The organism is Cellulomonas sp. NS3, assembly GCF_024757985.1.
GTDB lineage: Bacteria > Actinomycetota > Actinomycetes > Actinomycetales > Cellulomonadaceae > Cellulomonas_A.
On the sequence record NZ_CP103289.1, the window covers coordinates 1,036,076 to 1,059,835 of the forward strand.

Genomic DNA, 23,760 nt, shown 5'->3' on the forward strand with positions numbered 1-23,760 from the left:
CATGTGGATCTCCTGAGACGATGGCCACATGCCCCGCGCCAGCCTCGACAAGGACCCCCGCGACGTCGCGACGATGTTCGACGCCGTCGCGCGCCGCTACGACCTGACGAACGACGTCATCTCGCTCGGGCAGGACCGGGCCTGGCGCCGGGCCACCCTCGCGGCGCTCGCGGCCCGGCCGGGGGAGACCGTCCTGGACCTCGCCGCGGGCACGGGCACCTCGAGCGAGCCGCTCGCGGACGCGGGCGTGCGCGTGGTCCCGTGCGACCTGTCCCTCGGGATGCTCTCGGTCGGCAAGCGCCGCCGCCCGGACCTCGGCTTCGTGGCCGGCAACGCGACGCAGCTGCCGTTCGCCGACGCGTCGTTCGACGCCGTGACGATCTCGTTCGGGCTGCGCAACGTCGTGGACACCGAGGGCGCGCTCGCGGAGATGCTGCGCGTCACGCGCCCGGGCGGGCGGCTCGTCGTGTGCGAGTTCTCGACGCCGACGCTCAAGCCGTTCCGCACCGTCTACACCGAGTACCTCATGCGGGCCCTGCCGCCGGTCGCGCGCACGGTGTCGAAGGAGCCGGACGCGTACGTCTACCTCGCGGAGTCGATCCGCGCGTGGCCCGACCAGAAGGCGCTCGGGCGCACGCTGCGCCGGGCCGGCTGGGACCGCGTCGCCTACCGCAACCTCACCGGCGGGGTCGTCGCCCTGCACCGCGCGACGCGTCCCTGACCACCCTCCGCGCGCCCGCCGTGGCCGCTCAGGGGTGCCCGGCGCGCGCGTGCGGAGGTCGTGCACGAGCCGTGCGCGGGGCGTGCAGGAGCGGTGCGCCGGGAGGTGAGGCAACCCTTCCAAGACACGCTCTGTGACCGCGGTTACACTCGCTGGAAGTCGTGTGTGAACGTCTTCACAAGTGAGGCGAGACCGTCATGAACGCAGGGCACGATGACGCTGACGTCATCGTCGTGGGTGCTGGACCCGCCGGGTCCAGCGCCGCGTACTACTGCGCGTCCGCGGGTCTGTCGGTCCTCCTGCTCGAGAAGGCCGCGTTCCCGCGGGACAAGATCTGCGGCGACGGGCTGACCCCGCGCGCGGTCGCCGAGCTCGCCGCGATGGGGGTCCCCCTGCGCGAGGACCAGGGCTGGATCCGCAACCGGGGCCTGCGCGTCGTCGGGGGTGGGCACCGCCTCGAGCTGCCGTGGCCCGAGCTGTCGAGCTACCCGTCCTACGGCCTCGCGCGCAGCCGGATGAGCCTCGACCACCTGCTCGCCGACCACGCGCGCGCCGCCGGCGCCAAGCTCCTCGAGCGCACCAACGTCACGGGACCCGTGCTCGACGAGCGCACCGGCCGGGTCGTCGGCGTGACCGCGCGCCCGGTCGACGACGCGGGGCGCCGCGCGGGCGAGGAGGTCACCTACCGCGCGCCCGTCGTCATCGCCGCCGACGGCGTCTCCGCCCGGCTCGCGACGTCGCTCGGCCTCGAGAAGCGCATGGACCGCCCGATGGGCGTCGCGGTCCGCACCTACTTCCGCACCCCCCGCCACGACGACTCGTGGATGGAGAGCCACCTCGAGCTGTGGGACGGCGCCCCCGGGCGCTCGAACCTCATGCCGGGCTACGGCTGGATCTTCTCGCTCGGCGACGGCACGGCGAACGTCGGCCTGGGCAGCGTCGCCTCGACGGCCGCCGCGACGAAGGTCGACTACAAGGACCTGTTCGCGAAGTGGATGGCGAACGCCCCGGAGGAGTGGGGCTTCACGCCCGAGAACCAGCTCGCGCCCGTGCGCGGCGCGGCGCTGCCGATGGGCTTCAACCGCGGGCCGCTCTACGGCAACGGGCTCATGCTCGTGGGCGACTCGGCCGGCATGGTGAGCCCGTACAACGGCGAGGGCATCGCGTACGGGCTGCAGGCCGGGCGGATCGCCGCCGACGCCGCGGTGCAGGCCGCCGCGCGCGGGTCCGCCGCGGGCCGGGAGCGCGCGCTCGCGACGTACCAGACCCGCATGAAGGACGAGCTCGGCGGGTACTACACGCTGGGCCGCGTCTTCGTCCGGCTCATCGAGAACCCGCAGATCATGCGGATCTGCACGCGCTACGGCCTCCCGCGCCCGCTGCTCATGCGGTTCACGCTCAAGCTCCTCGCGGACTGCTACGAGCCGCGCGGCGGCGACATGGTCGACCGCGTCATCTCGGGCCTCACCCGACTGGCGCCCGCAGCATGACCTCCACCACCACGATGCCGCCCACCGGGAGGGCACACCGATGAACAACCCGTACGCGCCGCTCCTCGTGATGATGGGCATCGCCGCCGTGCTCGCGCTCGGCGGCGTCGGGGCCAGCGTGATCCTCGGCCCCAAGCGCTACAACCGCGCCAAGCTCGAGGCGTACGAGTGCGGCATCGAGCCGACCCCGCACGCGATCGGCGGCGGCCGGTTCCCGATCAAGTACTACCTGGTGGCCATGACGTTCATCATCTTCGACATCGAGGTGGTGTTCCTCTACCCCTGGGCGGTCAACTTCACGGAGCTCGCGACCTTCGGGCTCGTCGCGATGATGGGATTCCTCGTCCTGATCACGGTGCCGTTCGTGTACGAGTGGCGCCGCGGCGGGTTCGAGTGGGACTGAGGGTGAGCTGACATGGGCATCGAAGAGGCACCGTCCGGATTCCTGCTGACGACGGTCGAGAACCTCGTCGGGTACTTCCGCAAGGGGTCGCTCTGGCCCGTCACGTTCGGTCTCGCGTGCTGCGCGATCGAGATGATGGCGACCGGGACCCCGCGCTACGACATCTCCCGCTTCGGCATGGAGGTCTTCCGCGCGTCGCCGCGCCAGGCCGACCTCATGATCGTCGCGGGCCGCGTGAGCCAGAAGATGGCGCCCGTCGTGCGTCAGGTCTACGACCAGATGCCCGAGCCCAAGTGGGTCCTGTCGATGGGCGTGTGCGCGTCGTCGGGCGGCATGTTCAACAACTACGCGATCGTCCAGGGCGTCGACCACGTCGTGCCGGTCGACATCTACCTGCCCGGCTGCCCGCCGCGCCCCGAGATGCTGATCAACGCGATCCTCGCGCTGCACGACCAGATCCAGAACGCGCCGCTCGGCGTGAACCGCCGCGAGGCCGCGGCCGCCGCCGAGGCCGCCGCGCTCGAGGCGACGCCGACGTCGCACATGAAGGGGCTGCTGGCATGAGCGACGCGACCCCCGCGGGCACCACCGGCGACCCGGGCAAGCTCGGCGACGCGATCGAGAAGGTCGCCCAGCACCCGCTGCCGCCCGACCGTGCGACGCTCGAGGTCGTCGACGTCCGCCAGGGCATGTTCGGCGTCAAGGGCACGGGCGACACGTCCGGGTTCGGCGGTCTCGTGCTGCCCGTCGCGCTCCCGGGCCCGAGCGAGCGTCCGTACGGCGGCTGGTTCGACGAGGTCGTCGACGTGCTCGCGGAGATCCTCGACGAGTCCGGCACCGGCTTCACGAACGCGGTCGAGTACGTGGTCGTGGACCGCGACGAGCTCACGCTGCACGTCGCGCGCCAGCACCTCCCCGAGGTGGCCCAGGCGCTCCGCGACGACCAGGACCTGCGCTTCGAGCTGAGCCTCGGGGTCTCGGGCGTGCACTACCCGCACGAGACGGGCCGCGAGCTGCACGCGGTCTACCACCTCGTGTCGATCACGCACAGCCGCCGGATCCGCCTCGAGGTCGCGGTGGCCGACGCCGACCCGCACATCCCGTCGACCGTGTCGGTGTACCCGACGCACGACTGGCACGAGCGCGAGACGTGGGACTTCTTCGGGATCGTCTTCGACGGTCACCCCGCGCTCGCGCGCATCGAGATGCCGGACGACTGGCCCGGCCACCCGCAGCGCAAGGACTACCCCCTCGGCGGGATCCCGGTCGAGTACAAGGGCGCGAGCGTGCCGCCCCCGGACCAGCGGAGGTCGTACAGCTGATGTCCACCCACACCCCTTCCCAGCCCCGCGCCACGGGCAACGTCGTCGACGACGACACGACGGGCATCCCGTCGTTCGAGGCGAACGGCGGCGACTGGTCCGACATCGCCGAGGAGGCCGCCCGCCTCGGCGAGGAGCGCATCGTCGTCAACATGGGGCCCCAGCACCCGTCGACGCACGGCGTGCTCCGGCTCATGCTCGAGATCGACGGCGAGACCATCACCGAGGCGCGGGCCGGCATCGGCTACCTGCACACCGGCATCGAGAAGAACATGGAGTTCCGGACCTGGTCGCAGGGACCCACGTTCTGCACGCGCATGGACTACGTGGCCCCGCTGTTCCAGGAGGCCGCGTACTGCCTGGCCGTCGAGAAGCTGCTCGGCATCACCGACGACGTCCCCGAGCGGGCCACGGTCATCCGGGTCCTGATGATGGAGCTCAACCGGATCTCGTCGCACCTCGTGTGCCTCGCGACCGGCGGCAACGAGCTCGGCGCGACGACGATCATGACGGTCGGCTTCACGGCGCGCGAGGAGGTCCTCAAGATCTTCGAGCTCATCACGGGCCTGCGGATGAACCACGCGTACATCCGCCCGGGCGGCGTCGCGCAGGACATCCCGCCGGGGGCGCTCGACACGGTCCGCGAGTCGCTCGTGACGATGCGGCACTACTTCCGCCAGCTCGAGGACCTCATGCTGGCCAACCCGATCCTGCAGGCACGCCTCAAGGGCGTCGGGTACCTCAACCTCGCGGGCTGCATGGCGCTCGGCGTGACCGGCCCCGTGCTCCGCTCCGCGGGCCTGCCGTACGACGTGCGCAAGGCGAACCCGTACTGCGGCTACGAGACGTACGACTTCGAGGTCCCGACGTCGACCGAGGCCGACTCCTGGTCGCGCGTGGTCCTGCGCATGGAGGAGTGCTACCAGTCGATGCGGATCGTCGAGCAGACGCTCGACCGCCTCCAGGCGATCGGCCCGGGGCCCGTCATGGTCGCCGACAAGAAGGTCGCCTGGCCCGCGCAGCTCGCGATCGGCTCGGACGGCATGGGCAACTCGCTGGACCACATCCGGGAGATCATGGGCACCTCGATGGAGGCCCTGATCCACCACTTCAAGCTCGTGACCGAGGGCTTCCGCGTCCCGGCCGGGCAGGTCTTCCAGACGGTCGAGCAGCCTCGCGGCGAGCTCGGCGTCCACCTCGTCTCGGACGGCGGCACCAAGCCCTACCGCGCGCACTTCCGGGACCCCTCGTTCACCAACCTGCAGGCCGTCTCGCTCATGTGCGAGGGCGGCCAGGTCGCCGACGTCGTCGTCGCCGTGGCCTCGCTCGACCCCGTTCTGGGAGGGGTGGACCGCTGATGTCCGTCGAGAACAGCACGCACGCGCCCGCCGGCGCGCACCGGCCGACCGCCTACGACGAGGCGACGTTCGCCCGCCTCGCCGCCGACGCCGCGCAGATCGTCGCCCGCTACCCGCAGGCCCGTTCGGCGCTGCTGCCGATGCTGCACCTCGTGCAGAGCGAGGACGGCTACGTCTCGCCCGCGGGCATCGCGTTCTGCGGGCAGGTGCTGAGCCTCACGACCGCCGAGGTCTCCGCCGTCGCGACGTTCTACTCGCAGTACAAGCGCCGGCCCAACGGCGAGTACACGGTCGGGGTCTGCACCAACACGCTCTGCGCCGTCATGGGCGGGGACGCGATCTGGGAGGAGCTCTCGGAGCACCTCGAGGTCGGGCACGACGAGACGACCCCGGACGGCAAGGTCACGCTCGAGCGCATCGAGTGCAACGCGGCGTGCGACTACGCGCCGGTCGTGATGGTCAACTGGGAGTTCTTCGACAACCAGACCCCGGCGACCGCGGTCGAGACCGTCGACCGGCTGCGGTCCGGCGAGCCGGTCGCCCCGACGCGCGGCGCGTCGAGCGTCTGCTCGTTCAAGGCGATGTCCCGCGTGCTCGCGGGCTTCCCGGACGGCCGGGCCGACGAGGGCGTCGGTGCGGGGGAGGCGACCGTGCGCGGCACGCGCCTGGCCCGCGAGAGGGGCTGGACGGCGCCGGCGTTCCCGGGCGAGAGCGGCACCGGCACCGACGGCACCGCCGGCAAGCAGCCCGACGCGACGCCCGGCACCGCGGAGCCGGAGCCGAAGCCGCGTGCGAAGCGCCCGGCGGGGACGACGCCGCGCACCCGCACCGCTGCGGGCGCACCGGCCACGCGCACGGCGCCCGAGGCCGCGAAGGCCGCGGGCACGCCCGAGGTCGGCGCCGAGCAGTCGAGCGCGCAGCGCAGCCCGGAGGGTCCGGCGGACTCCTCCACGGCCGCGCAGGACAAGAAGCAGCAGTCCGAGCAGGCCAAGGAGTCCTGATGAGCGAGCCGACCACCCTCGCGCCGGTCCTGAGCGACATCTGGGACGCGGACCGCTCGTGGACCCTGAAGACGTACCTCGCGCACGGCGGCTACGAGGGCCTGCGCGCCGCCCTGAGGCAGGACCCCGCGACGGTCGTCACGACCGTCAAGGACTCGGGCCTGCGGGGCCGCGGCGGCGCCGGGTTCCCGTCGGGCATGAAGTGGGGCTTCCTGCCCCCGCCCGACGGCGGCCCGCGCTACCTCGTCGTCAACGCCGACGAGTCCGAGCCGGGGACCTGCAAGGACATCCCGCTCATGCTGGCGAGCCCGCAGCACCTCGTCGAGGGCGTCGCGATCACGTCGTACGCGATCGGCTGCAACCACGCCTTCATCTACGTGCGCGGCGAGGTGCTGCACGTGTACCGCCGCCTGCTGCGCGCGGTCGAGGAGGCGTACGCCGCGGGCTTCCTCGGCAAGGACGTGCTCGGCTCCGGCTACGACCTCGACGTCACCGTCCACGCCGGCGCGGGCGCCTACATCTGCGGCGAGGAGACGGCGCTGCTCGACTCGCTCGAGGGCCTGCGCGGCCAGCCGCGCCTCAAGCCGCCGTTCCCCGCGGTCGCGGGCCTGTACGCGCGCCCGACGGTCGTGAACAACGTCGAGACGATCGCGTCGGTCCCCGGGATCCTGCGCGGCGGCGCCGGCTGGTTCACGAGCATGGGCACCGAGAAGTCGGCGGGGCACGGGCTGTTCTCGCTCTCGGGCCACGTGACCCGGCCCGGGCAGTACGAGGCGCCGCTCGGCATCACGCTGCGCGAGCTCCTCGACATGGCCGGCGGCGTCCGCGAGGGCCACGAGCTCAAGTTCTGGACGCCCGGCGGCTCGTCGACCCCGATCTTCACCGCGGAGCACCTCGACATCCCGCTCGACTACGAGTCGGTCCAGAAGGCCGGGTCGATGCTCGGCACGCGCGCGCTGCAGATCTTCGACGAGACGACGTCGGTCGTCCGCGCCGTGACCCGGTGGACCGAGTTCTACAAGCACGAGTCGTGCGGCAAGTGCACGCCGTGCCGCGAGGGCACGTTCTGGCTCGCGCAGGTCCTCCAGCGCCTTGAGGCCGGCCAGGGCACGAGCGAGGACATCGACCTCCTCCTCGACCTGTGCGACAACATCCTCGGGCGCTCGTTCTGCGCGCTCGGCGACGGCGCGACGAGCCCGATCACGTCGGCCATCCAGTACTTCCGGGAGGAGTTCGAGGCGGGCACGCACACGCCCGCCGACGTCCTGTTCCCGCCCGAGCGCAGCGCGCTGTTCACCTACACCCCGCGCCGCGGCGCGGGGCAGCTCGCGGGGGTCCACGCATGACCATCACGACAGGCAAGCCCGCCACGCCCGGTTCGCCGAGCGCCGGGCCGTCGTCGCCGGGCAACGACGCCCAGGCGCCGAAGGGTCCCGACGCGGTGACGTTCACGATCGACGACGTCGAGGTCGCGGTCCCCAAGGGCACCCTCGTGATCCGCGCAGCCGAGCAGATCGGCGTCCAGATCCCGCGGTTCTGCGACCACCCGCTCCTGGCCCCGGCCGGCGCGTGCCGGCAGTGCCTCGTCGAGGTGTGGGCCCCGGGGCGCGACGGCAACCTCGCGAAGATGCCCAAGCCCCAGGCCTCGTGCACGCTCGAGGCGACGCCCGGGATGCAGGTCAAGACGCAGCTCACCTCGGCCGAGGCCGACAAGGCGCAGCACGGCGTCATGGAGCTCCTGCTCATCAACCACCCGCTCGACTGCCCGGTGTGCGACAAGGGCGGCGAGTGCCCGCTGCAGAACCAGGCGATGAGCAACGGCCGCGCCACGTCGCGCTTCGTCGACATCAAGCGCACGTTCCCCAAGCCCATCGCGATCTCGACGCAGGTCCTGCTCGACCGTGAGCGCTGCATCCTGTGCCAGCGCTGCACGCGGTTCTCCAAGGAGATCGCGGGCGACGCCTTCATCGACCTGCAGAAGCGCGGCGCGATGCAGCAGATCGGGCGCTTCGACACCGGCGTGCTCGGCTTCGTGGGCGAGGGACCGGTCGGCACGGCGCTCGAGGACGAGTCGGGGCGGCCGTTCGCGTCGTACTTCTCGGGCAACACGATCCAGATCTGCCCGGTCGGGGCGCTCACGAGCGCGACGTACCGGTTCCGCTCCCGCCCGTTCGACCTCGTGTCGACCCCCGGGATCTCCGAGCACGACTCGTGCGGCTCGGCGATCCGGGTCGACCACCGCCGGGGCGTCGTCCTGCGCCGCCTCGCGGGCGAGGACCCCGCGGTCAACGAGGAGTGGATCACCGACAAGGACCGCTTCGCGTTCACGTGGCAGTCGGCGCCGGACCGCCTGACGACCCCGCTCGTGCGGGACGAGGAGACCGGCGAGCTGCGGTCCGCGAGCTGGGCCGAGGCGCTCGACGTCGCGGCGGCGGGCCTGCAGGCGGCGCTGGCGTCCTCCGGCGCGACCGACGCCCCGCGCGGCGTCGGGGTGCTCCCGGGCGGGCGCCTGACGCTCGAGGACGCCTACGCGTACGCCAAGTTCGCCCGCGTGACGCTCGGCACCAACGACGTCGACCTGCGCGCCCGCCCCCACTCCGCGGAGGAGGAGGCGTTCCTCGCCTCGGCCGTCGCGGGTCGGGGCATGTCCGTGACCTTCGCGGACCTCGAGAAGGCGCCCAGCGTCCTGCTCGTCGGTCTCGAGGCCGAGGAGGAGGCCGGCATCACGTTCCTGCGCCTGCGCAAGGGCGTCGTCGCGGGCACCACGAAGGTCTCCGCGATCGCCCCGCTCGCGAGCCGCGGGCTCGAGCGGCTCGACGGGACGCTGCTGGCGGCGGCCCCCGGCACCGAGGCCGAGGTGCTCGACGCGGTCGGCACCGACGCGCCCGACGTGCGGCTGCAGGACCTCGCCGCGGCGCTGGTCGCACCCGGTGCGGTCATCCTCGTCGGCGAGCGCCTGGGCCTCGTGCAGGGCGGGCTCTCCGCCGCGCTGCGCCTCGCTCGGCGCACCGGCGCCCGCCTCGCGTGGGTCCCGCGCCGTGCGGGCGAGCGTGGCGGCGTCGAGGCCGGCGCGCTGCCGAGCCTCCTGCCGGGCGGTCGCCCGGTCGCCGACGCCGCGGCCCGCGTGGACGTCGCCGCCGTCTGGGGCGTCGACCACCTGCCGCAGGCGCCGGGCCGCTCGACCGCGAAGATCCTCAAGGCCGCACGCAAGGGCCGCCTCGGCGCGCTCGTGGTCGGCGGCGTCGACGTGCGCGACCTGCCGGACCCCGCGAAGGCGCGGGCCGCGCTCGCCGCGGTGCCGTTCCTCGTCTCGCTCGAGGTCCGCCGCTCCGAGGTGACCGAGCTCGCGGACGTCGTGCTGCCGGTCGCGCCGCCCGTCGAGAAGGCCGGCACGTTCCTCACGTGGGAGGGGCGCCCGCGCCCGTTCCCGCAGGCGCTGAGCTCGACCGCGATGGCCGACCACCGCGTGCTCGACCAGCTCGCGGACGCGCTGGGCGCGGACCTCGGGCTGCGCACGCTCGCGCAGGTGCACGCCGAGATCGACCAGCTCGGCGCCTGGGACGGCGCGCGCGTCGAGGAGCCGTCGGTCGAGGCCGCCGAGCCGCCGTCGGTCGCCCCCGGCGACGCGGTCCTCGCGACGTGGCACCAGCTGCTCGACGCCGGCCGGCTCCAGGACGGCGAGGCGTTCCTCGCCGGCACCGCGAAGCGCCCGGTCGCGCGCGTCTCGGCGGCGACCGCCGAGGGCGCCGGCGTCGTCGACGGCGGGCTGCTCGCGGTCTCGACCGACGCGGGCACGATCCAGCTCCCTGCGCTCGTCACCGACATGCCGGACCACGTCGTCTGGCTGCCGACCGCCTCGCCCGGGAGCCTCGTGCGTGACACCCTGCGCGCGGGCCCCGGCTCGCGCGTCCGGCTCGCGCCGGGCTCGCAGGACCTGATGGCCGGCGGCACCGACGCCGCGACGACGCACACGGAGGTGCTCGCATGAGCCTGCTCACCGGGGTGCTGCCCGCCGCCGTCGAGGGCGGCGGGGGCGTGGGGGCCGCGGCCGCCGCGGACTTCAGCAACGACAACTTCTGGATCTGGCTGCTCAAGGCGGTCGCGATCATCGTCTTCCTGCTGACGAGCGTCCTCGTCGCGATCTGGTTCGAGCGCAAGGTCGTCGCCCGCATGCAGGTCCGCCCCGGGCCCAACGTGCACGGCCCGTTCGGCCTGCTCCAGTCGCTCGCCGACGCGATGAAGCTCCTGGTCAAGGAGGACATCACCGTCAAGGCGGCCGACAAGCTCGTCTACATCCTCGCGCCGATGATCGCGGTGTTCTGCTCGCTCCTGACGTTCGCGGTCATCCCGTTCGGCCCGGCCGTGAGCCTCTTCGGCATCGTGACGCCGCTGCAGCTCACCGACTTCCCGGTCGCGACGCTGTACATCCTCGCGTGCGCGTCCGTCGGGGTGTACGGCATCGTGCTCGGCGGCTGGGCGTCGGGCTCGACGTACCCGCTGCTCGGCTCGGTGCGCTCGACGGCCCAGGTCATCTCCTACGAGCTCGCGATGGGCCTGTCCCTGGTCAGCGTGTTCATCATCGCGGGGTCGATGTCGACGTCGCAGATCGTCAGCTCGCAGACGCAGATCTGGTGGTTCCTGCCGCTGCTGCCCGCGTTCGTGATCTACGTGATCTCGATGGTCGGCGAGACCAACCGCCTGCCGTTCGACCTCCCCGAGGCCGAGGGCGAGCTCGTGTCCGGGTACATGACCGAGTACTCGTCGATGAAGTTCGCGTGGTTCTTCCTCGCGGAGTACATCAACATGCTCAACGTCTCGGCGGTCGCGACGACGCTGTTCCTGGGCGGCTGGCGCGCGCCGTGGCCGATCTCCGCGATCAACGACGGGATGTTCAACGAGGGCTGGTGGCCCGTCCTGTGGTTCCTCGCGAAGGTCTGGATGTTCATGTTCCTGTTCGTGTGGATCCGCGGCTCGGTGCTGCGCTTCCGCTACGACCAGTTCATGAAGATCGGCTGGAAGGTGCTCATCCCGATCGCGCTCGGCTGGGTCGTGTGCGTCGCCGTCGTGCAGGGCGTCCGCCAGTTCTCCGGCCTCGACCTGCGCACGACGCTGTTCGTGATCGCCGGTGTCGTGCTGGCCGGGGTGCTGGTCTCGTTCCTGATCCCCGAGAAGAAGGACGAGCCGGCGCCCGAGCGCGGCGAGCCCGAGGAGTTCGACGCGTTCGCGGGCGGCTTCCCGGTGCCCCCGCTGCCCGGCCAGGTGCTCCCGCCCTCGCCGCGCCAGCAGCGCCGCGCGCAGGCTGCCCGCGACGCCGCGGCCCAGGCCCCGACCGAGACCCCCCAGGTCACCCAGGAGGTGCACGGTGGCTGACCCCACGAACGGCCCGAAGGACGCGTCGAAGGACGTGACGGCCCGCCCGCAGGGCGGCGAGGTGGGCGCTGCGGCGCCCGCGGGCTACACCCCGCTCATCGAGCCCCGCACGGGCCTGAGCGAGATGCTCGCGCCCGTCGGCGGGTTCGGCGTGACGTTCTCGAACATGTTCCGCCCGACGGTCACCGAGCAGTACCCGTTCGAGAAGGTGCCCGCGAAGCCGCGGTACCACGGCCGCCACCAGCTCAACCGGTACGCGGACGGCCTCGAGAAGTGCATCGGCTGCGAGCTGTGCGCGTGGGCCTGCCCGGCGGACGCGATCTACGTCGAGGGCGCCGACAACGCGCCCGACGCGCAGTTCTCGCCGGGGGAGCGGTACGGCCGCGTCTACCAGATCAACTACCTGCGCTGCATCTTCTGCGGGCTGTGCATCGAGGCGTGCCCGACGCGCGCGCTCACGATGACCAACGAGTACGAGCTCGCGGGCCCGACGCGCGAGGGCCTCATCTACGAGAAGCAGGACCTGCTCGCGCCGCTCGCCGAGGGCATGCTGCCGGCGCCGCACCCCATGGTCGAGGGCACGACCGACGACGCCTACTACCGCGGCGAGATCACGGGCCCGACGCAGGCGCAGAAGGTCTGGGTCGAGCTGCACCGGCCGAGCGACCGCGACGCCGCCGCTCCCGGCGCGGGCGACGGCACGCACGCCCACCCGACCGCGGGCCACGCCCCCCACGAGCCGCTCATGCGCACTGCCGGGCAGGAGACCCGATGAGCCACCTCACGGCGGCACTGCCCGCCGCGATCACCGACGCCGGCACGACCTCGGGCGGTGAGGCGGCCCTGTTCTGGGTCCTCGCGCCGATCATGGTCCTCGCCGCGCTCGGGCTGCTGTTCGCCCGCAAGGCCGTGCACGCCGCGATGGCGGTCGTCGCGGTGATGATCTCGCTCGCGTTCCTGTACGTCGCGCAGGAGGCGCCGTTCCTCGGCGTCGTCCAGGTCGTCGTGTACACGGGCGCGGTCATGATGCTGTTCCTCTTCGTGCTCATGCTCGTGGGCGTCGACGCGTCCGACTCGCTCGTCGAGACCATCCGCGGCCAGCGCTGGATCGGCCTGGTCGCCGGCGCCGGGATCGCCGTGATGCTGATCGGGGTCGTCACGCGCGTGACCTACCCGACGGCGCGCGGGCTCGAGGCGGCGAACGCCGACACGAACCCGGTGGGCGTCGCGCGCCTCGTGTTCGGCGAGTTCGTCTTCGCGTTCGAGGTCGTCGGCGCGCTGCTCGTGACCGCGGCGCTCGGCGCGCTCGTGCTCACGCACCGCCAGCGCCTCGTGCGCAAGGTCGGCCAGAAGGAGCGGGCCGACGCGCGCGTCGCCGCCGGTGGCACCATCACGCCGCTGCCCGCGCCCGGCGTGTACGCGCGGCACAACGCGATGGACGTCCCCGCGCTCGACCCGCAGGGCAACCCGATCGACATCTCGGTCCCGCGCGTGCTGCGCATCCGCGGCCAGGAGGCGGGGACTGAGCGGTTCGCGGCGAGCCCCGGCACGCTCGTGGAGGACGGCTCCGGCGGTGGCGCGCGCCGCGACCGGCCGCTGCCCGCCGCTGCCGGTCCGGGGATGACGAGCGGCCCCGCGACGCCGATCACGACCGACCGCGGGACGGAGACAGCCCTGTGAGCCTGACCAACTACCTGGTCCTCTCGTCGATCCTCTTCGCGATCGGGGCCTCGACGGTCCTGCTGCGCCGCAACGCGATCATCGTGTTCATGGGCATCGAGCTCATGCTCAACGCGACGAACCTCGCGCTCGTGACGTTCGCGCGGATCCACGGCGACCTGACCGGCCAGGTCATGGCGTTCTTCGTCATGGTGGTCGCCGCGGCGGAGGTCGTCGTCGGGCTCGCGATCATCGTGGCGATCTTCCGTACCCGCCGGTCGGCCTCGGTCGACGACGTCAACCTGCTGAAGAGCTGAGAGGACGACGGTGCACACCCTGCTCCTCGCCCCCGCACGCCTGCGTGACGCCGCCGACGCGGCGCACGCGGCCGTCCCGCACGCCACCGCCGCCGAGGGCGCGCTGCAGACCAGCGCGTGGCTGCTGGTCGCGCTGCCGCTCGTGAGCGCCGCGGTCCTGCTGCTGCTCGGTCGCCGCGCCGACCGGTGGGGCCACTGGCTCGGCGTCGCCGCGTCCGGCGGCGCGTTCGTCGTCGGCGCCGGGCTGCTCGTGTCGCTGCTCGCTCAGGGCGCCGAGGACCGGGTGCGCGACCTGCACCTGTTCACGTGGCTCCCCGCGGGCGCGTTCAGCCTGGACGCGGGGCTGCGGCTCGACCCGCTGTCGCTCACGTTCGTGCTGCTCGTGACGTTCGTCGGCACGCTCATCCACGTGTACTCGGTCGCGTACATGGAGCACGACGCGGACCGCCGCCGGTTCTTCGCGTACCTCAACCTGTTCGTCGCCGCGATGCTCGTGCTCGTGCTCGCCGACAGCTACCTGCTGCTGTTCGTCGGGTGGGAGGGCGTCGGTCTCGCGTCCTACCTGCTCATCGGCTTCTGGAACCACCGCACGCCGTACGCGGTCGCTGCGAAGAAGGCGTTCATCGCGAACCGCATCGGCGACATCGGCCTGCTCGTCGCGCTCATGCTCATGTTCGCGACGTTCGGCGGCGTCGACTTCGCGACCGTGCACGAGGGCGTGGCCGACGCGAGCACCGGGACGCTCACCGCGATCGGGCTCATGCTGCTGCTCGCCGCGTGCGGCAAGTCGGCGCAGTTCCCGCTGCAGTCCTGGCTCGGCGACGCGATGGCCGGCCCGACGCCGGTCTCGGCGCTCATCCACGCCGCGACCATGGTCACCGCGGGCGTCTACCTCATCGTCCGCTCCGCGCCGGTGTTCGACGGCGCGCCCGACGCGCAGCTCGTCGTCGCCGTGGTCGGCGCGATCACGCTGCTGTACGGCGCGATCGTCGGCTGCGCGAAGGACGACATCAAGAAGGCGCTCGCCGCGTCGACGATGTCGCAGATCGGCTACATGGTGCTCGCCGCCGGGCTCGGCCCCGTGGGGTACGCGTTCGCGATCTTCCACCTCGTGACGCACGGCTTCTTCAAGGCCGGGATGTTCCTCGGCGCCGGCTCGGTCATGCACGGCATGGACGACCAGGTCGACATGCGCCGCTTCGGCGGGCTCGCGCGGTACATGAAGATCACGTGGCTCACGTTCATGGCCGGCTGGCTCGCGATCCTGGGCATCCCGCCGTTCTCCGGGTTCTGGAGCAAGGACAAGATCATCGAGGCCGCGTTCGTCCCGGTCGACGGGGCGCCGTGGCGCGCGTGGGTCTTCGGCGTCGTCGCGCTGCTCGGCGCGGGGATCACGGCGTTCTACATGTCGCGGCTGTTCTTCATGACGTTCGAGGGCGAGCGCCGCTGGACCGCGCGGACCGACGGAAGCGCGCAGCACCCGCACGAGGCGCCGAAGCTCATGACGGTGCCGATGGTCGTGCTCGCGGTCGGCTCGGTCGCGCTCGGCGGGCTCCTGTCGATCGGCGGCGGGTTCGCGTCGTGGCTCGAGCCGGTGACCGGGCACGTCGAGCACGAGGAGCCCGTCCTGCCCCCGTGGCTGCTCATCGTGCTGACGCTCGTCGTCGTGGTCGCCGGCGTCGTGCTCGCGTGGCGCCAGTACGCGGCCTCGACGGTCCCTGTCGTCGCCCCCGCGGGCTCGCCGCTCACGCGCGCGGCGCGCGTCGACCTGTACCAGGACGCCGTCAACCACGCCGTCCTCGTCGAGCCTGGGCAGCACCTGACCCGCTCGCTCGTCTTCGGGGACCGCCAGGTCGTCGACGGCGCGTTCTCGGGCCTCGGGCGCCTGACCATCGGGCTCGGCGACGCCGTCCGCCGGCTGCAGACGGGCTTCGCCCGCACGTACGCCGCGACGATGGCGCTCGGTCTCGTCGTCCTCGTCGTCGCCGTCCTGGCACCCCGGATCTGAGGGAGAGCACCACCGATGGCATCCGGATTCCCCTGGCTGACCGCCCTGATCGTGCTGCCGCTCGTCGGCGCCGCGGTCGTGTGGGCCCTGCCCTCCTCCGTCCGCACCCACGTGCGGCTCGTCGCGCTCGGCTTCGCGCTCGCCGAGCTGCTGCTCGGCGTCGGTGCGCTGCTCGCGTTCGACACCGCCGACTCCGCGACGCACCAGCTCACCGAGATCCAGCCGTGGATCCCGACGTTCGGCGTGAGCTACGCGGTCGGGGTCGACGGCGTCGGGCTCTCGCTCGTGCTGCTCTCGGTGCTCCTGGTCCCGCTGGTGATCCTGGCGGCGTGGCGCGAGCAGGGCGGCGACGTCGACCGGCTGCGGCACTACCTCGCGCTCGTCCTCGTGCTCGAGACGTTCATGGTCGCGGTGTTCGCCGCGCGCGACGTCTTCCTGTTCTACGTGCTCTTCGAGGCGATGCTCATCCCGGTGTACTTCATGATCGGCGCGTTCGGCGGGGCGCGCCGGCGCTACGCGGCGGTGAAGTTCCTGCTGTTCTCGCTCGCGGGCGGCCTGATCATGCTCGTCGGCGTGATCGCGCTGTACCTGCAGGGACCGGGCGGCGCGGACGGCTTCCTCGTCGACAACCTCACGGGCCTCGAGCTGCCGGTGACGACCGAGCGCTGGCTGTTCGCCGCGTTCTTCGTCGCCTTCGCGATCAAGGCACCCATGTTCCCGGTGCACACGTGGCTGCCCGACGCGGCCGAGCAGGCGCCCGCCGGGACCTCGACCCTGCTCGTCGGGGTGCTCGACAAGGTCGGCACGTTCGGCATGCTCACGCTCTGCCTGCCGCTGTTCCCGGACGCGTCGCGGTGGGCCGCGCCCGTCGTCATCGTGCTCGCGGTCGTCTCGATCCTCTACGGCGCGCTGCTCGCGATCGGGCAGAAGGACCTCATGCGCCTCATCGCGTACACGTCGGTCTCGCACTTCGGGTTCATCGTGCTCGGGATCTTCGCGTTCACGTCGACGGCCGTCTCGGGCTCGTCGTTCTACATGGTCAACCACGGGCTCTCGACGGGTGCGCTGTTCCTGCTCGCCGGCTTCCTCGTCGCGCGCCGCGGCTCGCAGCAGATCGCCGACTTCGGCGGGCTGCAGAAGGTCACCCCCGTGCTCGCCGGGACGTTCCTCGTCGTCGGCCTCTCGGCGCTCTCGCTGCCGGGCCTGTCGACGTTCGTCAGCGAGTTCCTCGTGCTCGTCGGGACGTTCGCGCGGAGCGAGCCGGCGGCGCTCGTCTCGGTCGTCGCCGTGGTGCTCGCGGCGCTCTACGTCCTGCTGACCTACCAGCGGGTGTTCACCGGACCCGTGCGCGACGAGCTAGCGACCGCGCCGGACCTCAGCGGGCGCGAGCGCTGGGTCGTCGCGCCGCTGATCGGGCTCATGCTCGTGCTCGGCTTCTACCCGGCGCCCGCGCTCGACCTCGTGCGCGAGCCCGCGGTGTCGACCGTCGACCAGGTCGGCGCCGGTGACCTGCCCACCACGACCACGGCGGTCGCGACGGACGAGGGGAACGACAAGTGACCACCTTCACCGCGCCGGAGATCGACTGGGCGCAGCTCGCGCCGGTGATCGTGGTGCTCGGCGCCGCGGTCGTCGGCGTGCTCGTCGAGGCCTTCGCCCCGCAGCGTCTGCGCCGGCCGATCCAGCTCGGGCTCTCGCTCGCCGCCACGGCCGGGGCGCTCGTCGCCGTGGCCGCGCTGTGGAACGGCGTCCAGGAGAGCGGCGGCGTCGACGTGCTCGGCGGCTCGCTCCTCGTGGACGGCCCCACGCTGGTGCTCCAGGGCGCGACCGCGCTGTTCGCGCTCCTGTCGATCCTCGTGATCGCCGACCGCACGGAGACCGGCGAGGACGCGTTCACGCCGCAGGCCGCCGCGATCCCGGGGTCCGACTACGAGGAGACCGCGCGCCGCAAGGGCCTCACGCAGACCGAGGTCTACCCGCTCGTGCTGTTCGCGACCGGCGGCATGCTGATCTTCCCGGCGACCGGGGACCTGCTCACGCTCTTCGTCGCGCTCGAGGTGCTCTCGCTCCCGCTGTACCTGCTGTGCGGGCTCGCGCGCCGTCGCCGCCTCCTGAGCCAGGAGGCCGCGATGAAGTACTTCCTGCTCGGCTCGTTCGCGTCCGCGGTGATGCTGTTCGGCATCGCGCTGCTGTACGGCTTCGCGGGCTCGGTCCGGTACGAGGAGATCGCGGCCGCCACCGGCACGGTCGTGGGCCTCGACGCGCTGCTGCTGACCGGCGCCGTCATGCTCCTGGTCGGTCTGCTCTTCAAGGTCGGGGCCGTGCCGTTCCACGCCTGGACGCCGGACGTGTACCAGGGCGCCCCGACGCCGATCACGGCGTTCATGGCGGCGTGCACCAAGGTCGCCGCGTTCGGCGCGCTCGTGCGGATCGTCTACGTCGTGCTGCCCGACCTGCAGTGGGACCTCGCGCCCGCGCTCTGGGCGGTCGCGATCCTCACGATGGTCGTCGGCACCGTCGCGGCGCTGCTCCAGACCGACGTGAAGCGCATGCTCGCGTACTCGTCGATCGCGCACGCGGGCTTCGTGCTCACCGGGATCATCGCGCTCACCCAGGAGGGTCTGGCGTCGGTGCTGTTCTACCTGCTCGCGTACGGCGCCGCGACGATCGGCGCGTTCGCGATCGTCACGCTCGTGCGCGAGCGGTCCGGGGCCGCGGGTGCGCCGGCGCTCTCGGGGGACGACCTCGACGACGCGGCGGACGGCGCGGGCGGCGCGGTGCTCGGCGAGGCCACGCACCTGTCGCAGTGGGCCGGTCTCGGTCGCACCAACCCGCTGCTCGCGGGCACGTTCACGCTGTTCCTGCTCTCGTTCGCCGGGATCCCGCTCACCGCGGGCTTCACGGGGAAGTTCGCGGTGTTCTCCGCGGCGGTGGGGGGCGGCGCGACCGTGCTCGCCGTCGTCGGCGTGCTGGCCTCGGCCGCGGCGGCGTTCTTCTACGTGCGGGTCATCGTGCTGATGTTCTTCACGAGCCCGGCGACGGACGTGCGCGAGCGGGACGAGCTGCGCGGCGCCGAGGCGGCGGGGGCCACCGCGGCCGGTCCCGCGTCGGGCCCGTCGACCGCGGGCACGGAGGCGACGGGCACGCAGGCGGCTGGCACGCAGGCGGCCGGGACGCAGGCGGCCGGGACGATGACGGGCGCCACCGCCACCGCCACGCTCGACGCGGCGCGGACGACCACCACGGTCGTGGCCTCCGAGGGCCTCACGACGGTGGCCGTCGCCATCTGCGCGGTCCTCACGCTCGTCCTCGGGGTCGTGCCCGGGCCCGTGCTCGAGGTCGTCGCCGACGCCGCGAGACTCCTCCCGTGACGGCGCGCGGTTCTCGATCACGCGCCTGCGGCGGCTAGGTTCGTCCCGTGACCTCCTCGACCTCCCTCCCGCTGGCCGACCCCGAGCTGGCCGAGCTGCTCTCGGGGCGCCTCGCGCTCGTCGAGGAGCGCCTGCGGGACGCCGTGACCCACGCGGACGCGCTCGCCGACGTCGCGTCGCGGCACCTCGTCAACGCCGGCGGGAAGCGGACGCGGCCCCTCCTCACGCTGCTCGCCTCCGAGCTGGGCGACGGCTCGCGGCGCGAGGTGCTCGACGCGGCGATCGTCGTCGAGCTCACGCATCTCGCGACCCTGTACCACGACGACGTCATGGACTCCGCGCCGCTGCGCCGCGGGGCGCCGTCGGCCCACGAGGTGTGGGGCAACTCCGTGGCGATCCTCACGGGCGACCTGCTGTTCGCGCGGGCGTCGGCCACCGTGGCCGGGCTCGGCCCGGAGGCCGTGCGCATCCAGGCGGCGACGTTCGAGCGGCTGTGCCTCGGGCAGCTCCACGAGACGGTCGGCCCCGCCGCGGGGGAGGACCCCGTCGCGCACTACCTGCAGGTGCTCTCGGACAAGACGGGCTCGCTCATCGCCACGTCGGCGCGGTTCGGCGCGATGTTCGCCGGCTGCCGCCCGAGCGTCGTGCGGACCGTCACGGCGTACGGGGAGAAGGTCGGCGTCGCGTTCCAGCTCGCCGACGACGTCCTCGACCTCACGTCCGACGGCGCGGTGACCGGCAAGACGCCGGGGACGGACCTGCGCGAGCGCGTCCCCACGATGCCTGCGCTGCTCCTGCGCCAGCGTGCCGCCTCCCCCGAGGGGACCGACGAGGACCGCGAGCTCGTGGCGCTGCTCGACGGCGACCTGACGAGCGACTCGTCGCTCGCCGAGGCCGTCGCGGCCCTGCGTGCGCACGACGTCGTCGGCCTCACCCGGCAGCGGGCGGCGGACCTCGCGCGGGCGGCCGTCGTCGAGCTCGAGCCGCTGCCGGCCGGCGCCGCGAAGGACGCGCTCGTCTCGTTCGCCGACGCGCTGGTGGACCGGGCGTCCTGACCGCGCGGCACCGCGCAGCCGCCCCCGCCGACCGATCACTTCGAAGGAGAGCACGATGAGCACGGTCCCGCGGGTGCGCGCCCAGCCCCCGGCGACGGAGTCGCTCGCCGGGACGGGCCGGCGCGTCCTCGCGCTGCTGGTCGACCAGCTCGTCGCGCTCCTGCTGGCCGCGGGCGCGAGCTCGATCGGCTACGGTCTGGCCCTCGACGCGGTCCGCAGCTCCGCGACCGACGAGGTGGCGCCCGAGGTCGGCGCGATCCTGGCGCTGCCCCTCGTGGTGCTCGCCGTCTACGGCATCGCCCAGTGGGTCGCGGAGGCGTTCACCGGGCGCACGCTGGGTGGCCTCGCGCTCGGTGTCCGCACGGTCGACGCCGACACCGGCCTCACCGTGGGTCTGGTCCGCATCTTCGTGCGCAACCTCGTCCTGGGCCTCGGGTCGCTCGTGTGCGGTGTCGGGCAGTTCGTGGTCGGCGCGTCGGGCGCGTGGGACGCGGCCGGCCGGCTGCAGGGGTGGCACGACAAGGTGGCGCGCACCGTCGTCGTCCGCACCGGGACCGGGGAGCCCGCGGTCGCCCGCGCGCCGCGGACGGAGCCCGGTCGACGCGCGGCCGACCTGAGCGCCCGCACGACGAACCCGGCCGCGGAGGCGCCCCGGCGGGCCTCCGGGTCGGGCGGCGCCGAGTCGCTCATGCGCGCGGCCCGCGCGGGCGCCGCGGTGGCCGCGTCCTCGGCCGCGGGGTCGACCGCTCCTGCGTCGACGGCGCCGGTCACCGCGAGCGTCCCCGGGCTCGTCGGTGCCGCACCGCGTCCCGACACCGACGCCGATGCCGACGCCGACGCCCTCGCCGGACGACGCGGGGAGGACCCGACGCCCCCGACCGGGACGGCGCGCGGACGGCTCGCCCCGGAGCCGGCGCGCCCGTCCGAGGCCGCGCCGGCACCCTCGTCCGAGGCCGCACCGGCACCGGAACCGGAACCGGCACCGGCACCCACGATCGACGTGCCCACCTGGTCCACCGCGCTCCCGGTCGCCCCGCCGCCCGCCGCCGCGCCGTCCGAGGTCATCACCGCGGCACCGTCGTGGGACGACCTGCTCCCGCAGCCCGGCGTCGCGGACACCGACCCGCGCCCGCGACCCGGCGTCCCGGACGTCGACCCCGGCGCGGAGCCCGCCGTCGCGCAGGCCGCGCCGCTCGACGTCCAGACGCCCACGGCCCCGACCCGGCGGCTGCGCACCACGGCGCCGCTCGCCGACCCCCTCGACGCACCGGCCACCGACGGTGACGCCGTCGCACCCGAGGGACGCACCCCCGCCGACCGCACGCCCGCCGTCGCGCCCACGGCGCGGGGCGTCCGCCTCGTGTTCGACACCGGTGAGGCGGTCACGGTCGTGGGCCGCGGCGTCGTGGGGCGCAACCCGTCGACCGCCGACAGCGGGGTGGTCGCGCACGTCGTCCCGATCGACGACCCGGCACGGTCGGTGTCGAAGACCCACCTCGAGTTCGGGGCCGACGACGGGGCGTTCTGGGTCCTCGACCGGCGCTCGACGAACGGGTCCGCCCTCGTGCACGCCGACGGGACGCGCGAGCGGCTCACCGCCGGCGTGCGGACGGCCGTCCCCGTCGGTGCGGTCGTCGAGTTCGGCGACCGGCGCTTCCGGGTGCTCGACGCGTGACCGCGGGCGAGGCGCACGGCGTGCGCTGGGGCACGGCGACGGACCGCGGTTCCCGCCGCGAGACCAACGAGGACAGCCACCTCGCGCAGTTCCCGGTGTTCGCCGTGGCCGACGGCATGGGCGGGCACGAGGCCGGGGAGGTCGCGAGCGCCTGCGCGATCGACGCGCTGCGGGCGCTCGTCGGCCCGGAGACCGTGACACCCGACGACGTGCGCGCGGCCCTCACGGCGGCGCAGCAGAGCATCCGGGAGATCCCCGTCGAGTCCGGGGCGCCTCCGGGGACGACCCTGTCGGGCGTCGTCGTCGTCGGCTCGCCGCGCGGGCGGACGTGGCTCGTCGTCAACCTCGGCGACTCCCGCACGTACCGGTGGGCGGACGGCGCGCTCGAGCGCGTGAGCGTCGACCACTCGGAGGTCGAGGAGCTCGTCGCGCGCGGGATCATCACACCCGCCGACGCGCGCACGCACCCCCGACGCCACGTCGTGACCCGCGTGCTCGGCGGCGGACGCCAGGACACGCCGGAGCCCGACTTCTTCGCGCTGCCGCTCGCGCCGGGCGACGAGGTCGTGGTGTGCACGGACGGGCTGACGGACGAGGTCCCGGAGAGCCGCATCGCGGAGATCCTGCGCCACGCGACCGGCCCGCAGGATGCGGCGGACCGCCTGCTCGCCGCGGCGCTGGTCGCGGGCGGGCACGACAACATCACCGTGCTGGTCGTCGAGGCGCTCCCGGACTGAGCGGGTTCCCGGTGCCGCCGGGCGCCGGGGTGCCGTCGGCAGGACCGGCTGCCGCCGAGCCGCGCCCGGCGGCCGCCGCCGAGCGCCGCGCGAGCCGGTCGACGTGGCCCTGGCGCGCGCCGTCGACCGCGAGCAGCACGAGCGCGACCCACACGAGCCCGAAGCCCCACCACCGTGCCGCGGGCATCTGCTCGTGCAGCACGGCGACGCCGATGACGAGCTGCAGCGTCGGGGCGATGTACTGCAGCAGCCCGACGAGCGACAGCGGCAGCCGCCGGGCGGCGGTGTTGAACAGCACGAGCGGGACGGCCGTGACGACGCCCGAGCCGACGAGCGCGAGCGTGTGCGCGGTGCCGTGCGCGCCGAACGCACCGAGCCCGGCGGCGTGCAGCCACACGAGGTAGCCGACCGCGAGCGGCGTGAGCACGAGGGTCTCGGCGGCGAGCCCGGGCACGGCGGTCACGGTGCGCCCGACGCGGTTCTTGAGCAGCCCGTACGCGCCGAAGCTGGTGGCCAGCGTGAGCGCGATCCAGGGCACGCGCCCGTAGCCGACCGCGATCACGACGACGGCGGCGGCGCCGAAGCCGAGCGCGACCCACTGCGCGGGGCGCAGCCGCTCGTGCAGCACGAGCACCGCGAGCGTGACGACGACGATCGGGTTGATGTAGTACCCGAGCGCGGCGTCGACGACCTGGTCCGTGAGGATGCCGTAGACGAACACGAGCCAGTTTACGGCGAGCAGCAGGGCCGCGGCCGTGAGCAGCACGAGCGTGCGGCCGCTGCGCAGCACGGTCAGGAACGGGCGCCAGCCGCGCGTCAGGCCGAGCAGGAGCGCGCAGAAGGCCAGCGACCAGACGATGCGGTGGGCGATGATCTCGACGGCGCCGGCGGGGGCCATGAGCGGGAAGTACAGGGGGAGGAGCCCCCACAGCGTGTAGGCGCCGATGCCGCCGGCGAGCCCGCGTCGGTCGAGCGCAGGGGCGAGGGCGGGGCCCGGCTCGTGGGGGGACGCGGGCGCGTCGGGCCGGGGGTTCGGGGTGCTCACCGCCCGACGGTAAGCCGCGCGACCGGTTGACGACCTCATCGGCGTCGCCTACTGTCCGATTGCAGCAAGTTGCAGCGAGCGTTTCTGGGTTTTTGCAGGTCGATGCAGACACCCGGGCGCGACGGGCAGCGAGCCGTTCCGCGCCCCGGGCCTGCCCCGGGACACCTCCTCCACGTGCCGGTCCCGCACCGGCGAGGCCTCCGCAGCGCCGCGGCGGCCGGATGCCCG

The 23,760-nt window shown here is 73.5% G+C and carries 20 protein-coding genes; 19 read left to right on the forward strand and 1 reads right to left on the reverse strand.

Going from position 1 to position 23,760, the window contains the following annotated elements; genetic code table 11:
- Nucleotides 1–28: 28 nt before the first annotated feature.
- From NXY84_RS04885 to NXY84_RS04975, 19 genes are all read left to right on the forward strand, one after another.
- Nucleotides 29–721 carry a demethylmenaquinone methyltransferase gene (locus NXY84_RS04885; protein WP_258726034.1) on the forward strand — a complete coding sequence of 231 codons (693 nt, stop codon included), beginning with the start codon at nt 29–31 and terminating at the stop codon, nt 719–721.
- 197 nt (nt 722–918) lie between these two features.
- Nucleotides 919–2,211, forward strand: a complete 1,293-nt coding sequence (locus tag NXY84_RS04890) for a geranylgeranyl reductase family protein (protein WP_258726035.1) — start codon at nt 919–921, stop codon at nt 2,209–2,211.
- A 40-nt stretch (nt 2,212–2,251) separates the two neighbouring features.
- Nucleotides 2,252–2,614, forward strand: coding sequence for an NADH-quinone oxidoreductase subunit A (locus NXY84_RS04895; protein WP_141371887.1), 363 nt, complete (start codon nt 2,252–2,254; stop codon nt 2,612–2,614).
- A gap of 12 nt (nt 2,615–2,626) precedes the next feature.
- Nucleotides 2,627–3,178 (forward strand): NuoB/complex I 20 kDa subunit family protein, encoded by a 552-nt coding sequence (locus NXY84_RS04900; protein ID WP_258726036.1) that lies wholly within the window; start codon nt 2,627–2,629, stop codon nt 3,176–3,178.
- Nucleotides 3,175–3,936: an NADH-quinone oxidoreductase subunit C gene (locus tag NXY84_RS04905; protein WP_258726037.1), complete on the forward strand. Its 762-nt coding sequence runs from the start codon at nt 3,175–3,177 to the stop codon at nt 3,934–3,936. Before NXY84_RS04900 ends, NXY84_RS04905 begins: the two co-directional genes overlap by 4 nt.
- Nucleotides 3,936–5,294: an NADH-quinone oxidoreductase subunit D gene (locus tag NXY84_RS04910; protein WP_258726038.1), complete on the forward strand. Its 1,359-nt coding sequence runs from the start codon at nt 3,936–3,938 to the stop codon at nt 5,292–5,294. Before NXY84_RS04905 ends, NXY84_RS04910 begins: the two co-directional genes overlap by 1 nt.
- The gene (gene nuoE / locus NXY84_RS04915) at nt 5,294–6,295 is read left to right on the forward strand and encodes an NADH-quinone oxidoreductase subunit NuoE (RefSeq protein WP_258726039.1); all 1,002 of its coding nucleotides are present in this window, start codon (nt 5,294–5,296) and stop codon (nt 6,293–6,295) included. The genes NXY84_RS04910 and nuoE overlap by 1 nt, the downstream gene beginning before the upstream one ends.
- The gene (nuoF, locus tag NXY84_RS04920; RefSeq protein ID WP_258726040.1) at nt 6,295–7,641 is read left to right on the forward strand and encodes an NADH-quinone oxidoreductase subunit NuoF; all 1,347 of its coding nucleotides are present in this window, start codon (nt 6,295–6,297) and stop codon (nt 7,639–7,641) included. The genes nuoE and nuoF overlap by 1 nt, the downstream gene beginning before the upstream one ends.
- A complete protein-coding gene (locus tag NXY84_RS04925; RefSeq protein WP_258726041.1) occupies nt 7,638–10,283 on the forward strand; it encodes an NADH-quinone oxidoreductase subunit G in 2,646 nt (881 codons plus the stop codon). The genes nuoF and NXY84_RS04925 overlap by 4 nt, the downstream gene beginning before the upstream one ends.
- Nucleotides 10,280–11,665 carry an NADH-quinone oxidoreductase subunit NuoH gene (nuoH, locus tag NXY84_RS04930; RefSeq protein ID WP_258726042.1) on the forward strand — a complete coding sequence of 462 codons (1,386 nt, stop codon included), beginning with the start codon at nt 10,280–10,282 and terminating at the stop codon, nt 11,663–11,665. Before NXY84_RS04925 ends, nuoH begins: the two co-directional genes overlap by 4 nt.
- Nucleotides 11,658–12,440, forward strand: coding sequence for an NADH-quinone oxidoreductase subunit NuoI (nuoI, locus tag NXY84_RS04935; protein WP_396126371.1), 783 nt, complete (start codon nt 11,658–11,660; stop codon nt 12,438–12,440). The genes nuoH and nuoI overlap by 8 nt, the downstream gene beginning before the upstream one ends.
- Nucleotides 12,437–13,345: an NADH-quinone oxidoreductase subunit J gene (locus NXY84_RS04940; protein WP_258726043.1), complete on the forward strand. Its 909-nt coding sequence runs from the start codon at nt 12,437–12,439 to the stop codon at nt 13,343–13,345. Before nuoI ends, NXY84_RS04940 begins: the two co-directional genes overlap by 4 nt.
- A complete protein-coding gene (nuoK, locus tag NXY84_RS04945) occupies nt 13,342–13,641 on the forward strand; it encodes an NADH-quinone oxidoreductase subunit NuoK (RefSeq protein ID WP_034634562.1) in 300 nt (99 codons plus the stop codon). The genes NXY84_RS04940 and nuoK overlap by 4 nt, the downstream gene beginning before the upstream one ends.
- A 103-nt stretch (nt 13,642–13,744) precedes the next feature.
- Nucleotides 13,745–15,649, forward strand: a complete 1,905-nt coding sequence (gene nuoL, locus NXY84_RS04950; protein ID WP_258727121.1) for an NADH-quinone oxidoreductase subunit L — start codon at nt 13,745–13,747, stop codon at nt 15,647–15,649.
- Between the two features lie 15 nt (nt 15,650–15,664).
- Nucleotides 15,665–17,209: an NADH-quinone oxidoreductase subunit M gene (locus tag NXY84_RS04955; protein WP_258726044.1), complete on the forward strand. Its 1,545-nt coding sequence runs from the start codon at nt 15,665–15,667 to the stop codon at nt 17,207–17,209.
- The gene (gene nuoN / locus NXY84_RS04960) at nt 17,206–19,020 is read left to right on the forward strand and encodes an NADH-quinone oxidoreductase subunit NuoN (RefSeq protein ID WP_258726045.1); all 1,815 of its coding nucleotides are present in this window, start codon (nt 17,206–17,208) and stop codon (nt 19,018–19,020) included. Before NXY84_RS04955 ends, nuoN begins: the two co-directional genes overlap by 4 nt.
- 47 nt (nt 19,021–19,067) lie before the next feature.
- Nucleotides 19,068–20,075, forward strand: coding sequence for a polyprenyl synthetase family protein (locus tag NXY84_RS04965; RefSeq protein WP_258726046.1), 1,008 nt, complete (start codon nt 19,068–19,070; stop codon nt 20,073–20,075).
- 55 nt (nt 20,076–20,130) lie between these two features.
- Entirely contained in the window at nt 20,131–21,750 is a 1,620-nt protein-coding gene (locus tag NXY84_RS04970) for an RDD family protein (RefSeq protein ID WP_258726047.1), read from the forward strand.
- Entirely contained in the window at nt 21,747–22,487 is a 741-nt protein-coding gene (locus NXY84_RS04975) for a PP2C family protein-serine/threonine phosphatase (protein WP_258726048.1), read from the forward strand. The genes NXY84_RS04970 and NXY84_RS04975 overlap by 4 nt, the downstream gene beginning before the upstream one ends.
- Here NXY84_RS04975 and rarD read toward each other — a convergent pair.
- Nucleotides 22,453–23,532 carry an EamA family transporter RarD gene (rarD, locus tag NXY84_RS04980; RefSeq protein ID WP_258726049.1) on the reverse strand — a complete coding sequence of 360 codons (1,080 nt, stop codon included), beginning with the start codon at nt 23,530–23,532 and terminating at the stop codon, nt 22,453–22,455. The two genes, NXY84_RS04975 and rarD, sit on opposite strands and share 35 nt — an antisense overlap.
- Between the last annotated feature and the right edge of the window lie 228 nt (nt 23,533–23,760).

Coding starts and splice junctions, on each gene's coding strand:
- NXY84_RS04940 (WP_258726043.1), top strand. CDS start 12,437: ATGAGCCACCTCACGGCGGCACTGCCCGCCGCGATCACCGACGCCGGC.
- nuoE (WP_258726039.1), top strand. CDS start 5,294: ATGTCCGTCGAGAACAGCACGCACGCGCCCGCCGGCGCGCACCGGCCG.
- NXY84_RS04890 (WP_258726035.1), top strand. CDS start 919: ATGAACGCAGGGCACGATGACGCTGACGTCATCGTCGTGGGTGCTGGA.
- nuoH (WP_258726042.1), top strand. CDS start 10,280: ATGAGCCTGCTCACCGGGGTGCTGCCCGCCGCCGTCGAGGGCGGCGGG.
- NXY84_RS04885 (WP_258726034.1), top strand. CDS start 29: ATGCCCCGCGCCAGCCTCGACAAGGACCCCCGCGACGTCGCGACGATG.
- NXY84_RS04905 (WP_258726037.1), top strand. CDS start 3,175: ATGAGCGACGCGACCCCCGCGGGCACCACCGGCGACCCGGGCAAGCTC.
- NXY84_RS04970 (WP_258726047.1), top strand. CDS start 20,131: ATGAGCACGGTCCCGCGGGTGCGCGCCCAGCCCCCGGCGACGGAGTCG.
- nuoF (WP_258726040.1), top strand. CDS start 6,295: ATGAGCGAGCCGACCACCCTCGCGCCGGTCCTGAGCGACATCTGGGAC.
- NXY84_RS04955 (WP_258726044.1), top strand. CDS start 15,665: ATGGCATCCGGATTCCCCTGGCTGACCGCCCTGATCGTGCTGCCGCTC.
- NXY84_RS04895 (WP_141371887.1), top strand. CDS start 2,252: ATGAACAACCCGTACGCGCCGCTCCTCGTGATGATGGGCATCGCCGCC.
- NXY84_RS04900 (WP_258726036.1), top strand. CDS start 2,627: ATGGGCATCGAAGAGGCACCGTCCGGATTCCTGCTGACGACGGTCGAG.
- NXY84_RS04925 (WP_258726041.1), top strand. CDS start 7,638: ATGACCATCACGACAGGCAAGCCCGCCACGCCCGGTTCGCCGAGCGCC.
- NXY84_RS04910 (WP_258726038.1), top strand. CDS start 3,936: ATGTCCACCCACACCCCTTCCCAGCCCCGCGCCACGGGCAACGTCGTC.